The following is a 14001-nucleotide window of genomic DNA, read 5'->3' as shown; positions in this document are numbered from 1 at the left end:
TGCGGGACGGGCTCAGTCGAACCAGATGCCGAGCTCGCGCGCGGCGGACTCGGGGCTGTCGCTGCCGTGGACGAGGTTCTGCTGCACCTTCAGACCCCAGTCGCGGCCGAAGTCGCCGCGGATCGTGCCGGGCGCCGCCGTCGTCGGGTCGGTCGTGCCGGCGAGGGAGCGGAAGCCCTCGATGACGCGGTTGCCGGCCAGACGGATCGCGACGGACGGGCCGGAGAGCATGAAGTCCAGCAGCGGCTCGTAGAACGGCTTGCCCTCGTGCTCGGCGTAGTGCTGGGCGAGGAGCTCGCGGTCGGGCTCCACGAGGCGGATGTCGACGAGGGCGTACCCCTTCGCCTCGATGCGGGCCAGGATCGCGCCGGTCAGGCCGCGGGCGACGCCGTCGGGCTTCACCAGGACGAGGGTCTCTTCGGTGGCCATGGGTCATTCTCCGTTCGAGAGGTCGGGGTCGGCGGCACGGCGGGCGTTCTGCCGGTCCAGTGCTGCTCCCTTGATGGTGGCATACGCCCACATGCCGCCGAAAACGAGGGCGACGAACAGGAGCGCGGGGACGAGGAAGGCGCCGAGGGCGAGCACCACCTGCAGCGCCCAGCCGACGACGATCGCCCAACGGTGGCGCAGCAGGCCCGAGACGGCGACCATCGCGAGGGCGAGCAGCGCGCCGCCGACGATGCCCCACCACGGCTCGATCGCGGCGGGCAGCGCCCGCAGGCCGAACACCACGAGACCGCCGAGGAAGACGATGACGGACTCGAAGCCGAGGACGACGGCGCCCAGCGACTCCTGAGCGCCCCGCTGACGGCGTGCCCGCGGAGCGCGGGGCTCGCGCGGGCTCACGCCTGCCACCCCGCCTTCCAGTTCTCCAGCTCCGACAGCCGCAGCGCCTCGCCCGCGAGGACGACCGACCCGGCGATGACGACGGCCCGGCGATCGGAGGCGGACGCCCACTCCCGTGCGGCGTCGGCGGCGTCCTCCAGGCTCGGGTGGACGGTGACGGGAAGGTCCCGCTCCTCGGCGATGTCGGCCACCGCGTCGGGGTCGGTCGCGCGATCGCTGTCGGGCGCGGTGGCGAACACGCGCGCCACACCGCCCGCGAGGGCGTCGACGATGCCCACCGCGTCCTTGCCGTCGAGGATGCCGACGACGGCGCCCCACTCGTCGATGTCGAACGCCTCGTCGAGCGCGGCCACGAGCGCGCGGGCGCCGTGGGGGTTGTGCGCGGCGTCGACGAGGACCGTCGGGGCGGTGCCGACGAGCTGCAGGCGTCCGGGCGAGGTGGCGTTGCCGAGGCCGTCCGCGACGACGTCCGCGTTCAGCGGCTGCGAGCCGCCCCCGATGAGCGACTCGACGGCGGCGACCGCGAGCGCCGCGTTGGCGCCCTGGTGCGCGCCGTACAGGGGCAGGTAGAGCTCGGGGTAGGTCCCCGCCACGCCCTGGACCGAGATGAGCTGGCCGCCGACGGCGAGCGTCTGCACCTCGAGGCCGAACTCGTGTCCCGCGAAGGCGATCGAGGCTCCGCGGGCGGCCGCGGCCTCGCGCAGCACGGCGGCGGCCTCGGGCGCCTGCGCGGCCGACACGACGGCGGCGCCGTCCTTGATGATGCCGGCCTTGACGGTCGCGATCTCACGGATCGTCGAGCCCAGGCGGTCGGTGTGGTCGAGGTCGATCGGGGTGAAGACCGCGACGTCGCCGTCTGCGGTGTTCGTGGAGTCCCACGCCCCGCCCATGCCGACCTCGAGGACCAGCACGTCGATCGGCGCGTCGGCGCAGGCCACGAAGGCCAGCACCGTGAGCAGCTCGAAGAACGTCAGCGGCGCGTCGCCGGCGGCGGTCAGCTCGGCATCCACCATCTCGACGAACGGCTGGATCTCGTCCCACGCGTCGGCGACAGCGGCATCCGCCACGGGCTCCCCGTCGATGAGGATGCGCTCGGTGAAGCGCTCCAGGTGGGGGCTGGTGAAGAGTCCCGTGCGCAGTCCGAGGGCCCGCAGAAGGCTCTCGATGATGCGGCTGGTGGAGGTCTTGCCGTTCGTCCCGGTCACGTGGACCACGCGGTACGTCCGCTGCGGGTCGTCCAGCAGCTCCAGGACGCGGCGGGTGCGCTCCACGCGCGGCTGCACCCACTGCTCGCCCTGGCGCTCCAGGAGGGCGCTGTAGACGGCGTCGGCTCTCGTGCGGTCGCTCATGCGCTGCCTCCGGTCGAGATGCGGGCGACCGCCACGGTGACGGCCCCGGTGTTCGCGTAGGTCTTCGCGGCGATGACGGTCTCGTGCTCGGCGGCGAGGATGGCCCCGCGCTCGACGAGGCGTCCGCTCGGTCCGGCGAGGACGACACTCTCCGCGAGGGTCTCCGACGCGACGCCGGCGACGTCGAACGCCTGCGCGACGGATCGGGCGTCGGCGTCCTCGACGAATGTCAGAGACAGGAAGATCCGGTCGCTCACGTCGAACCCGGCAGCCTTGCGGGTGTCCTGGATGCCGCGGATCATGTCGCGCGCCAGGCCTTCGGCCTCGAGCTCCGGCGTGGTGACGGTGTCGAGCAGCACGAACCCGCCCGAGGACAGGACGGCCAGCGCCTCGCCCTCGGGGCGTCCCGCGGTCTCCACGACGAGGTCGTACTCGGCGGGCTCCAGCGGGATGCCGCCGGCGACCACCCGGCCGTCGACCTCGCTCCAGTCGCCCTCCCGGGCGGCCTTGATCGCCTGCTGCACCTGCTTGCCGAGGCGCGGGCCCGCGGCGCGGGCGTTGACGGACAGGCGGTGCGTGATGCCGTACTCGCCCGCCGTCCCCTCCTGGAGGGCGATCTGCTCCACAGTCTTGACGTTGAGCTCCTCGCGGAGAATGTCGTCGAACTGCGCCAGGCCGGCGGCATCCGGGGTCACCACCGTCAGACGCGGCAGCGGCAGGCGCACGCGCTTGCCCTCGCGCTTGCGCAGCGCGTTGGCGACGCTGGAGACCTCGCGGACGGTGTCCATCGCGGTGCGGATGTCTTCGGCCGCGGGGAACGCCGCGGCATCCGGCCAGTCCTCCAGGTGGACGCTGCGCCCGCCGGTCAGGCCCTGCCAGACGCGCTCGGTGACGAGCGGCAGCAGGGGCGCGGCGACGCGGGTGAGGGTCTCGAGCACCGTGTAGAGCGTGTCGAAGGCCTCGCGGCTGGACGGGTCGTCGGTCACGCCCACCCAGAAGCGGTCGCGCGAACGGCGGATGTACCAGTTGGTCAGCACCTCGGCGAAGTCGCGCAGGCGCTCGGCCGCGGTCGTGGAGTCCAGGCCCTCGAGGTCCGCGGCGACGTCCCGGACGAGGTCGCCGGTCAGGGCGAGGATGTACCGGTCGAGCACGTCCGTGGAGTCGGTGCGCCACTCGGCGGTGTAGCCGTCGCCCGAGGCGTTGGCGTACGTGGCGAAGAAGTACCACGCGTTCCACAGCGGCAGCAGGAACTCGCGGACGCCCGCGCGGATGCCCTCCTCGGTGACGACGAGGTTCCCACCCCGCAGAACGCTCGAAGACATGAGGAACCAGCGCATGGCATCCGAGCCGTCGCGGTCGAACACCTCGCGCACGTCGGGGTAGTTGCGGAGCGACTTCGACATCTTCTGCCCGTCGTTGCCGAGGACGATGCCGTGGCACGAGGCGCCCGTGAAGGCGGGGCGGTCGAACAGCGCGGTGGAGAGCACGTGCATGACGTAGAACCAGCCGCGGGTCTGCCCGATGTACTCGACGATGAAGTCGGCCGGGGCGTGCTCGTCGAACCAGTCGTGGTTCTCGAACGGGTAGTGCACCTGCGCGAACGGCATCGAGCCCGAGTCGAACCACACGTCGAGCACGTCCTCGATGCGGCGCATCGTCGACTGCCCCGTCGGGTCGTCGGGGTTGGGGCGCGTGAGGTCGTCGATGTACGGGCGGTGCAGGTCGACCTCGCCGTCGGCGTTTCGCGGCAGACGGCCGAAGTCGGCCTCCATCTCGGCGAGCGAGCCGTACACGTCCACGCGCGGGTGGTTCGGGTCATCGCTCTTCCACACCGGGATCGGCGAGCCCCAGTAGCGGTTGCGGCTGATCGACCAGTCGCGCGCGCCCTCGAGCCACTTGCCGAACTGGCCCTCCTTGACGTTCTCGGGCACCCAGGTGATCTGCTGGTTGTTCGCCAGCAGGTCGTCCTTGATGTCGGTCACGCGCACGAACCAGCTCGACACGGCCTTGTAGATGAGGGGGTTCCGGCAGCGCCAGCAGTGCGGGTAGGAGTGCTCGTAGGAGGCCTCGCGCAGCAGACGCCCACCCTGCTTCAGCAGGCGGATGAGGGGGCGGTTGGCATCCAGCCACAGCTCCCCCGCCACGTCGGTGACGGCCGACAGGAAGCGGCCGCCGTCGTCGAGGGAGATGATCGTCGGCAGGCCGGCGGCGTCGGCGAGGCGCTTGTCGTCCTCACCGTACGCGGGGGCCTGGTGCACGATGCCCGTACCGTCCGAGACGGTGACGTAGTCGTCGACGAGGATCTTCCAGGCGTCCTGCGTCCCCCACACCGACGCGTCGGCGTAGTAGTCGAAGAGCCGGTCGTAGGAGACGCCCTCCAGCTCGGAGCCCAGGATCGTGGTCTGGACGGCCTGGCGGGCGGCATCCGGGGTCTCGTACCCGAGGTCCTTCGCGTAGTTCGGCAGGAGGTCCTCGGCGAGGAGGTAGCGGTGCGCGGTCGCCTCGATGGCCTCGTCGGGGGTGCCGTCGGGGGCGCGGTGGACGTCGGCGGCGCCGTGCGGGCCGCCCTCGACGACGGCGTACCGGATGCCGGGACCCACGGCCAGCGCGAGGTTGGTCGGCAGCGTCCACGGCGTCGTCGTCCACGCGAGCGCACGGACGCCGGTGAGGCCGAGCGCCTCGGCCTTCGCTCCGACGAGCGGGAAGGTGACGGTGACCGAGGGGTCCTGGCGCATCTTGTACACGTCGTCGTCCATGCGCAGCTCGTGCGTGGAGAGCGGGGTCTCGTCGCGCCAGCAGTACGGCAGGACGCGGTAGCCCTCGTACGCGAGACCCTTGTCGTGCAGGGTCTTGAACGCCCACAGGACGCTCTCCATGTAGGTCGTGTCGAGTGTCTTGTAGCCGCGCTCGAAGTCGACCCAGCGGGCCTGGCGGGTGACGTAGTCCTGCCACTCGCGCGTGTACTCGAGCACCGACTCCCGGGCCTTGGCGTTGAAGGTCGCCACGCCCATGCGCTCGATCTCGTCCTTCTCGGTGATCCCGAGCTGCTTCATGGCCTCGAGCTCCGCCGGGAGGCCGTGGGTGTCCCAGCCGAAGACGCGGTCGACCTTCTTGCCGCGCATGGTCTGGAAGCGCGGGAAGACGTCCTTGGCGTAGCCGGTCAGCAGGTGCCCGTAGTGCGGCAGGCCGTTGGCGAACGGCGGGCCGTCGTAGAACACCCACTCCTCGGCGCCCTCGCGGTTCGCGATCGAGGCGCGGAAGGTGTCGTCCTCCGCCCAGAAGGCGAGGGTGTCGTCCTCGATCCGGGGGAAGCGGGGGCTGGGGACGACGGATGCCGCGTCCGCCGCCGGGCCGAAGGATGAGGGGCGTGGGTAGGTCATGTCACTCCGCAGGTCAGGGTCCGCCTGCAGGGACGATCCGTTCGGACCGCGGTACCACCCCGCCTTGCCCCCGGATGCCGAGAGCCTCTCTCACCGCGGCTGTGACGGGCCTGCCCCGCTCGGTTCTACCGCGGGTCCAGGACCCGTTTCTTCCGAGAGCTCCCCGGTGATGGCCGGATCGATGCTGATCGCTCCAGTCTACGCGGTGTCACCGGGGTGCGCCGCCGTGTCACGGGGGTCCTCCACCGCGCCGCCGGGGTGCGCCGCGATCCCGGCGGCGGCGAGCAGCTCCCGGGTGAACGGATGCCGCGGCTCGGTGAAGACGCAGCGGACGGCACCGGACTCGACGACGCGTCCGTCCTGCATGACGAGGACGTCGTCCGCGATCTGCGCGACGACGTCGAGGTCGTGCGTGACGAAGAGCATCGCGAGGTCCCGGTCGGCCTGCAGACGGCGGAGCCGGTCGAGGATGCGCGCGCGGACGGAGGCATCCAGGGCGGACACGGGCTCGTCGAGCACGAGGAGGGCCGGCGCGACGGCGAGGGCGCGGGCGATGGCCACCCGCTGACGCTGCCCGCCGGACAGCTGCGCGGGACGCCGTCCGGCGAACCCGGCGTCGAGGCCGACCTCGTCGAGGAGTCCGGCCACGCGGGCGCGTCGACCGGCCCGCGGCACGCCGGCGCTCGCGACCGCTTCGGCGAGGGTGCGGCCGACGGTCCAGCGCGGATCGAGGGCGCCCCACGGGTTCTGCTGCACCAGCTGCACCCGCCGCCGGGCCGCGCCGGCGGCGCGGGCCGCGTCCCACGGCGCGTCGTCGAAGCGGAGAGTCCCGGCGTCCGGGGAGGTCACCCCGACGACCATTCGCGCGAGCGTCGTCTTCCCCGATCCGGACTCCCCCACGACCGCGAGCGTGCGGCCGCGGTGCAGCGTGAGGGAGACGTCGTCGACGGCGACCCTCTCGCCGAAGGATTTCGAGAGACCGGATGCCGCCAGCAACGGGGGTCCGCCGCGCGCCGTGCGGTCGAGCGGGTCGTGCGAGACGGCCGCGACGAGGGCGCGCGTCTGCGGGTCGCGCGGTGCGGCGAGCACCGTGGCGGTGTCGCCCGTCTCGATGACGCGTCCGTCGTGCATGACGACGACGCGATCGGCGACGCGGCTGACGGCGCCGAGGTCGTGGCTGATGAAGACGACCGCCACGCCCTCGTCGGCGATGCGGCGGAGCAGGTCGAGCACGCGCGCCTGCACGGTGGCATCCAGGGCCGTCGTCGGCTCGTCGGCGACGAGCACCGCGGGGTGCGCGGCCAGCGCGGAGGCGATGAGGGCCCGCTGACGCAGACCGCCGGACAGCTCGTGCGGGTACTGGCGAGCGCGGACCTCAGGGTCGGGCAGCGCCACCCGGGCGAGCGTCGCCCGGACGCGCTCCCTCAGGGCGGTGCCGCGCACGGACGGCTCGTGGATGCGCACCGGCTCGGCCACCTCGGCGCCGACGCGGCGCAGCGGGTCGAGGGAGACGAGCGCGTCCTGCGAGACGAGGGCGATGCGCGCGCCGCGCAGCCGGCGCCATCCGGGCTCGCCGAGGTCTCGGGCGTCGACCCCGTCGACCTCCAGCACGTCGGCGCGGGTGGACAGCCCGCGCGGCGTCAGCCCGAGCAGCGCCCGCGCGGTCAGCGACTTGCCCACGCCGGACTCCCCCACGATCGCGACGCACTCCCCCGGACGCACGTCGAGGTCGACGCCGCGGACCAGCGGCCCGGACCGCCCGTCGATGCGGAGACCGGACACGCGGATGCCGCCGTCCGGGCGCTCCGCGGCGGCCGGAGACCTGACGTCGCTCATGCGCCGCGCTCCTCGGCCCGGGCGCGCAGGACGCGCCCGACGACGCTCACGCTCACCACGGTCGCCGTGATGGCCAGTCCCGGGAACAGCGCGACCCAGGGCGCCTGCAGCAGGAGGTTGCGTCCCGCGGACAGCATCAGCCCCCACTCGGGGGTCGGCTCGGTGGGTCCGAGACCGAGGAAGCTGAGACCGGCGGCGGCGAGGATGCTCGTGCCGATCCCGATCGTGGCGAGCACGCTCACCGCGCCGAGCACGCCCGGCAGGACGTGGCGCAGGTGCACGAGGGGACCCGGGATGCCGATGATGCGCGCCGCCTCCACGTGCTCGGCCGCGGCCAGGGCGCGCGTCTGCGCGCGGGCCAGGCGGATGTACACGGGCACGGCGGCGATCGTCACGGCGACGGCGACGTTGGCCGGTCCGGGACCGAGGACCGCGACCACGAGGAGCGCGACGAGGAACTCGGGGAAGGCCAGCAGCACGTCGACCACGCGCATCGCGGCGGCGTCGACGGGGCGGGGGGCGACGGCCGAGGCGGAACCCGCGATCAGCCCGACGACGAGGGCGAGCCCGGTCGCCAGCAGGCCGATGCCGATCGACCGGCCCGCACCGTGGACCACGCGGGAGTAGACGTCACGCCCGCTCTGGTCCGTGCCGAACCAGTGGGCGGACGACGGCGCCTGGAGGGCGCCGCGGACGTCCGTGAGGAGCGGGTCGTGGGTGGCGAGCAGCCCCGGGGCGATCGCGGCGACGGCGAGGACTGCCAGGACGGCCCCGGCCAGCGACAGGGCGACGGCGCGTCCGGTGATCCGGCGGCGTCGCGGCGGCATAGAGGTGCCCCGTGGGTGCGGGCGCGTCGGCGCGGTCATGCCGGCACCGCCGCACGTCGGCCGACCGCCGAGGGCGCGCGTCGCAGACGCGGATCCAGGACCGGGACGACGAGGTCCACGACGGTGTTGACCACCACGAAGACGAGGGCGCTGAACAGGATGACGCCCGTGATGACCGGCAGGTCGCGGTCGCTGATCGCCGCGAGGGTGACGCGTCCGATCCCCGGCCGGGCGAAGACCGTCTCGACGAGCACCGCCCCGCCCAGCAGCGAGCCGACGAGGTAGGCCGCGAGGGTCAGGCCGCCGACGCTCGCGTGCCGCAGCGTGTGGTGCACGCTCTCGCGCAGCGGCGTGGCGCCGCGTGCCCGGACGGTGGTCAGGAAGGGCTCCCGCTCGGCGGCCTCCACCCCGTCGCGGAGGACCTGCGCGAGCAGGGCGGCGACCGGGAGAGCGAGCGTCACGGCCGGCAGCGCGATCGCGGCGGGGTCGCGCGCGCCCGAGACGGGGAACCAGCCGAGCTGGAACGAGAACACCGACAGCAGGACGAGCCCCGTCCAGAACACCGGTGACGACAGCACGACCAGCTCAATCCCGGCGAGCACCGTGCGGGCCGTGCGGCGCCGCCCGAGGAGGACGGATGCCAGGGCGAGGACGAGCGCGACGGCCAGGGCGGCGCCGGTCAGCTGCAGCGTGGAGCCGAGCTGCCGGCCGATGACCTCGACCACCGGGAGGCGCAGCTGGTACGACTCGCCGAGATCGCCGCGGACGAGCTGTCCGAGGAACGCGCCGTACTGCTCGAGCAGCGGCCGGTCCAGACCGAGGTCGCTGCGGATGCCCGCCTTGACGGCGTCGCTCACCTGGGCCTGCGGCCCGAGCATCACCTCGACGGGGTCGCCGGGGATGATGCGGAACGCGACGAAGGCGAGCGTCGCCGCTCCCCACAGGACGAGGACGACGGATGCCGCGATCCCTCCGAGCCGCCCGAGCAGACGGCGCGCGGAACCGCGAGGGCGTGGCATCCGGAGTCCGGGGTCAGCCGACGGAGGCGGTGGCGAAGAGCGGGCGCCCGTACAGGTCGAACGTGAGGCCCGTGACGTCGGAGCGGACCGCGCTGATCAGAGCGGGGCTGTAGAGCGGCACGATCGCGACCTGGTCGGCGTTCCACTGCTGCACCTCGCGGTACACCTCGTTGCGCGCCTCGGTGTCGGTGGTGGCGGTGCCCTCGTCGAGCAGCGCGTCGAGGGCCGGATCGCTCACCTGCGACGCGTTCTGGAAGCCGTCGGTCTGCAGGTGGCTGCGGAGCAGGTCGGGGTCGACGCCCGAGAAGCCCCAGTCGGTGAGGTCGAAGGTCTTCGGTCCGTACTGCTCGTTGTAGGCGCCGGGCTCCAGCACCTCGCGCTGCAGGTCGAAGCCGACCGCACGGAGGTCGGACTGGATGGCGTTCGCGAGGGCGGCGCGGTCGTCGGGCACCGGCGTCCACGCGATCCAGCGCGCCGTCAGGCGCTGGCCGTCCTTCGTGCGGAACCCGTCGGCGTCGCGGCCGGTCCATCCGGCCTCGTCGAGCAGCGCGTTCGCGGCATCCGGGTCGAACGCCCAGGTGTCCTCGAGGCTCGCGTCGTAGCCGGGGGTCGTCGCGCCGAGGATACTCCAGGCGCGCGGGAACTGACCGAAGAAGATCTCCTGCACGGCGGTGTCGACGTCGATCGCGCGCGAGAACGCCTGGCGCACCCGCTGGTCGGCGAAGACGCCGTACTTCTCGTTGAGGTAGAGCGAGTAGGGCAGGCCCGGGTACTCGAGCGCCTCGACGGTCACGTCGTCGGGCACCTCGCTGACGAGGTTCGGCGGGAGGTTGGTGGCGACGTCGGCCTCGCCGCTGGAGATCACCCCGAGGCGCACGGACGCCTCCGGCAGGATCTCGACGCGAAGCGTCTCGAACGCCGGGGCGGTGCCGCCGTCCGGGCCCCACGTGTAGTCCTCGTTGCGGGTGTACACGATCTCTTGGTCGGGCGTGTACGAGGTGAGCTCGAACGGACCGGTGCCGACGTTGACGTCGGGGCCGCCGGCCTTGAGCTGGTCCGCCGAGGACTCGAGGACGGCGGGCGACCAGAACCCCAGCAGCGAGGTGCTCGCGGCCTGGAGGAACGGCACGTAGGGCCGGCTGAAGGTCACCCGCACGGTGTGGTCGTCGACGACCTCCGTGCCGGTGTACGCGTCGCCCCCGAGCATGCTGGCGGCCTGGGCCGAGGCCGTCTCGGGGTCGGCGATGCGATCGAAGTTCGCCTTGACGGCGGCGGCGTCGAACGGCGTGCCGTCGTGGAAGGTGACGTCGTCGCGCAGGCGGAAGACGTAGGTCGCGCCGTCGTCCTCGACGTCCCAGGACTCGGCGAGCCACGGCGAGAAGGAGCCGTCGGCCTCCTGGAAGACCAGCGAGTCGAGCACGGCGCGCTGCACCATGCTCGACACGTCGAGCTGGCTCGTCTGCGGGTCCATGTGCCCGGCGGAGAGGTTGGCCCCTTCGATCGCCCAGACGATCTCGCCGTCGCCGGACGCGGAGGAGTCCGACGCCGCGCAGGAGGACAGCGCGAGGGCGGAGACGGCGGCCAGGGCGGTGGCGGCGAGCAGGCGACGGGTGGGCGCAGACGGCATGGAACGACCTCGGAGTCGATGAAGGGGGATGGCTCCCACCCTACGCCGTTCCTGGACGGGGTGGAGAAAGACGGGGCGCCCGCCGCAGTCGCTAGGCTGGGTGCACCCACCATCAGGCACGCTCACACAGTGCCGCCCATATCGCTCGAGGAGTAACCATGGCCGACGACCGCCGCCCCGACGGGGCCCAGATCCCGGACAAGCCGGCCCTCGAGGGACTCGAGCAGAAGTGGGATGCCGCCTGGACCGCGGACGGGACGTACGTGTTCGACCGCGCGCGCGCCGCCGAGGTCGGCCGGGCCGGGGTGTACTCCATCGACACCCCGCCGCCCACGGCATCCGGGAGCCTGCACATCGGGCACGTGTTCAGCTACACGCACACGGACGTCAAGGTGCGCTTCGAGCGCATGCGCGGCAAGACGGTCTTCTACCCGATGGGCTGGGACGACAACGGCCTGCCGACGGAGCGCCGCGTGCAGAACTACTACGGGGTGCGCTGCGACCCGTCGCTGGCCTACGACCCCGACTTCACTCCCCCGTTCGCGGGCGGCGACAACAAGAGCAGCAAGGCCGCCGACCAGGTGCCCATCAGCCGCCGCAACTTCATCGAACTCTGCGAGCAGCTGACGGTCGAGGACGAGAAGGCGTTCGAGGCGCTCTGGCGCGACCTCGGGCTCAGCGTGGACTGGACGCAGACCTACCGGACCATCTCCGACGACGCGATGCGGACGAGCCAGCTCGCGTTCCTGCGCAACGTCGAGCGCGGCGAGGCCTACCAGGCGCTCGCGCCGACGCTGTGGGACGTCGACTTCCGCTCCGCGATCGCGCAGGCGGAGCTCGAAGACCGCGACCAGCCCGCGGCGTACCACCGCGTGGGCTTCGCCAAGACCGACGGCTCCGGCGACGTGTTCATCGAGACCACCCGTCCCGAGCTGCTGCCCGCCTGCGTCGCCCTCGTCGCCAACCCCGACGACGAGCGCTATCAGCCGCTGTTCGGCACCACGGTCCGCACCCCGCTGTTCGACGTCGAGGTGCCGGTGCTGGCGCACCCGCTCGCGCAGAAGGACAAGGGATCGGGCATCGCCATGATCTGCACCTTCGGCGACGTGACCGACATCATCTGGTGGCGCGAGCTCGATCTCCCCAACCGGACGATCATCGGCAAGGACGGCCGCATCGTCGCCGAGGCCCCGGACGTGATCGTGACGGATGCCGCCAAGAGCGCGTACGCCGAGCTCGCGGGCAAGACGGTGTTCAGCGCCAAGAAGCGCATCGTCGAGCTGCTCCAGGAGTCGGGCGACATGGAGGGCGCGCCGAAGCCCTTCACCCACCCGGTGAAGTTCTTCGAGAAGGGCGACCGCCCGCTCGAGATCGTGTCGACGCGCCAGTGGTACATCCGCAACGGCGCGCGGGACGCCGACCTGCGCGAGCGCCTCGTGGCCCTCGGTCGCGAGATGTCGTGGCATCCGGACTTCATGCGCGTGCGCTTCGAGAACTGGACGAACGGTCTCACCGGCGACTGGCTGGTCTCGCGTCAGCGGTTCTTCGGCGTGCCCATCCCGGTCTGGTACGGCCTCGACGAGGACGGCGAGCGGGACTACGGCCGCGTGCTCACCCCCGACCTCGCGACGCTGCCCGTCGACCCCACCACCGACGTGCCCCCGGGCTACACGGAGGACCAGCGCGGCGTGCCGGGCGGGTTCGACGCCGAGCGCGACATCCTCGACACGTGGGCGACCTCCTCGCTCACGCCGCAGCTGGCCGGCGGCTGGCAGCGCGACGAGGAGCTGTGGAACCTCGTCTCGCCGTTCGACCTGCGGCCGCAGGGGCAGGACATCATCCGCACCTGGCTCTTCTCGACGATGCTGCGCAGCGCGCTCGAGGACGACCGCAGCCCCTGGTCGGATGCCGCGATCTCCGGCTTCATCGTCGACCCCGACCGCAAGAAGATGTCGAAGTCGAAGGGCAACGTCGTCACGCCCGCGGACATCCTGAAGCAGCACGGCTCCGACGCGGTGCGGTACTGGGCGGCCTCGAGCCGGCTCGGCACCGACGCCGCGTTCGACCCGCAGAACCCGACGCAGATCAAGATCGGTCGTCGACTGGCGATCAAGCTGCTGAACGCGGCGAAGTTCGTGCTGTCGTTCCCGGTGCCCGAGGGCGCCGAGGTGACCCACGCCCTGGACGCGTCGATGCTGGCGACCCTCGACCGCGTCGTCGCCGACGCGACCGCCGCGCTCGAGGCCTACGACCACGCCCGGGCGCTGGAGATCACCGAATCGTTCTTCTGGACGTTCTGCGACGACTATCTCGAGCTGGTCAAGGAGCGCGCCTACGACCGGTCCGACGTCGGACAGGCCTCGGCCGCGCTGGCGCTGCGGACCGCGCTGTCGACGCTCGTGCGCCTGTTCGCGCCGGTGCTCTCGTTCGCGGCCGAGGAGACCTGGTCGTGGTTCGAGGCCGGCTCCGTGCACGCGGCCGCGTGGCCCGAGCCCCTCGGCATCGAGGGCGACCCCGCCGTGCTCACAGCCGTGAGCGAGGCGCTCATCGGCATCCGTCGCGCGAAGACCGAGGCGAAGGCCTCGCAGAAGACGCCCGTCTCGTCGTTGACGATCGCCGGTCCCCGCGTCGAGGCGCTCCGCCTCGCCGAGGGCGACCTGCGCGCCGTGGGTCGCATCGAGACCCTGACGTTCGTCGACGCCGACACCGCCGCCGTCACCGACATCGTGTTCGCACCCCAGGAGGACTGATGCAGCTCGGAACCCGCTGGACCGCCCGTGAGCAGCCGCCGAAGGCCGTTCCCGAGGCGCTGCACGCGCAGATCGCCGCCGTCGAGAACGCGCTCACGCCCGACGGGCTGAGCGCCCCGGCTCCCCGCTGGACGCTCACCTGGCTCGAGGGGCGCCCCGTCGCCGAGCTCGACACCGGTGTGATCGTCACGCAGGACCCCTCGGGCGAGGTCGTCGTGCGCTACGACGACGACGACGAGTTCGCCTGAGCCGCCGACCGAGCCGGCCGTCCCCCGATGTCACGGGCGGGCGGCCGGCTCGTCGTGCGCGCGTCGTCGGCGGTGACAGGCGCAGGGGGCGCGGTCCGCGGGACGGGTCGCGCATAGGC

10 protein-coding genes are annotated in these 14001 nt (G+C 72.6%); 2 read left to right on the top strand and 8 right to left on the bottom strand.

The genetic code is table 11. The features are described 5' to 3' along the window. Positions 1-12 precede the first annotated feature (12 nt). The 8 genes from ndk to MRBLMI1_RS03210 form a co-directional block, all read right to left on the bottom strand. Positions 13-429: a nucleoside-diphosphate kinase gene (gene ndk / locus MRBLMI1_RS03245; RefSeq protein WP_367726703.1), complete on the bottom strand. Its 417-nt coding sequence runs from the start codon at positions 427-429 to the stop codon at positions 13-15. Between the two features lie 3 nt (positions 430-432). Continuing rightward, entirely contained in the window at positions 433-846 is a 414-nt protein-coding gene (locus MRBLMI1_RS03240; RefSeq protein ID WP_367726702.1) for a DUF4233 domain-containing protein, read from the bottom strand. Continuing rightward, entirely contained in the window at positions 843-2195 is a 1353-nt protein-coding gene (locus tag MRBLMI1_RS03235) for a bifunctional folylpolyglutamate synthase/dihydrofolate synthase (protein WP_367726701.1), read from the bottom strand. The genes MRBLMI1_RS03240 and MRBLMI1_RS03235 overlap by 4 nt, the downstream gene beginning before the upstream one ends. Beyond that, on the bottom strand, positions 2192-5575 hold the full coding sequence (ileS, locus tag MRBLMI1_RS03230; protein WP_367726700.1) for an isoleucine--tRNA ligase: 3384 nt from the start codon (positions 5573-5575) through the stop codon (positions 2192-2194). Before ileS ends, MRBLMI1_RS03235 begins: the two co-directional genes overlap by 4 nt. 198 nt (positions 5576-5773) lie before the next feature. Then, positions 5774-7411 carry a dipeptide ABC transporter ATP-binding protein gene (locus MRBLMI1_RS03225; protein WP_367726699.1) on the bottom strand — a complete coding sequence of 546 codons (1638 nt, stop codon included), beginning with the start codon at positions 7409-7411 and terminating at the stop codon, positions 5774-5776. Then, entirely contained in the window at positions 7408-8238 is an 831-nt protein-coding gene (locus MRBLMI1_RS03220) for an ABC transporter permease (RefSeq protein WP_367726698.1), read from the bottom strand. Before MRBLMI1_RS03220 ends, MRBLMI1_RS03225 begins: the two co-directional genes overlap by 4 nt. 35 nt (positions 8239-8273) lie before the next feature. Then, positions 8274-9257 carry an ABC transporter permease gene (locus MRBLMI1_RS03215; protein WP_367726697.1) on the bottom strand — a complete coding sequence of 328 codons (984 nt, stop codon included), beginning with the start codon at positions 9255-9257 and terminating at the stop codon, positions 8274-8276. Positions 9258-9270: 13 nt separating this feature from the next. Continuing rightward, positions 9271-10884 (bottom strand): ABC transporter substrate-binding protein, encoded by a 1614-nt coding sequence (locus MRBLMI1_RS03210; protein ID WP_367726696.1) that lies wholly within the window; start codon positions 10882-10884, stop codon positions 9271-9273. 158 nt (positions 10885-11042) lie between these two features. On the opposite strand from MRBLMI1_RS03210, the gene valS reads away from it, so the two are divergent. Together valS and MRBLMI1_RS03200 are read left to right on the top strand one after the other, a co-directional pair. Next, complete coding sequence (gene valS / locus MRBLMI1_RS03205) at positions 11043-13634, top strand: valine--tRNA ligase (protein WP_367726695.1); 2592 nt, start codon at positions 11043-11045, stop codon at positions 13632-13634. Further along, positions 13634-13882, top strand: coding sequence for a hypothetical protein (locus tag MRBLMI1_RS03200; protein WP_367726694.1), 249 nt, complete (start codon positions 13634-13636; stop codon positions 13880-13882). Before valS ends, MRBLMI1_RS03200 begins: the two co-directional genes overlap by 1 nt. The last annotated feature ends 119 nt before the right edge of the window (positions 13883-14001 follow it).

The organism is Microbacterium sp. LMI1-1-1.1 (assembly GCF_040815675.1).
In the GTDB taxonomy this organism is placed as follows: domain Bacteria; phylum Actinomycetota; class Actinomycetes; order Actinomycetales; family Microbacteriaceae; genus Microbacterium.
The sequence above is the reverse complement of the archived record's forward strand: the minus strand, read 5'-3'. Positions and strand labels throughout refer to the sequence as shown.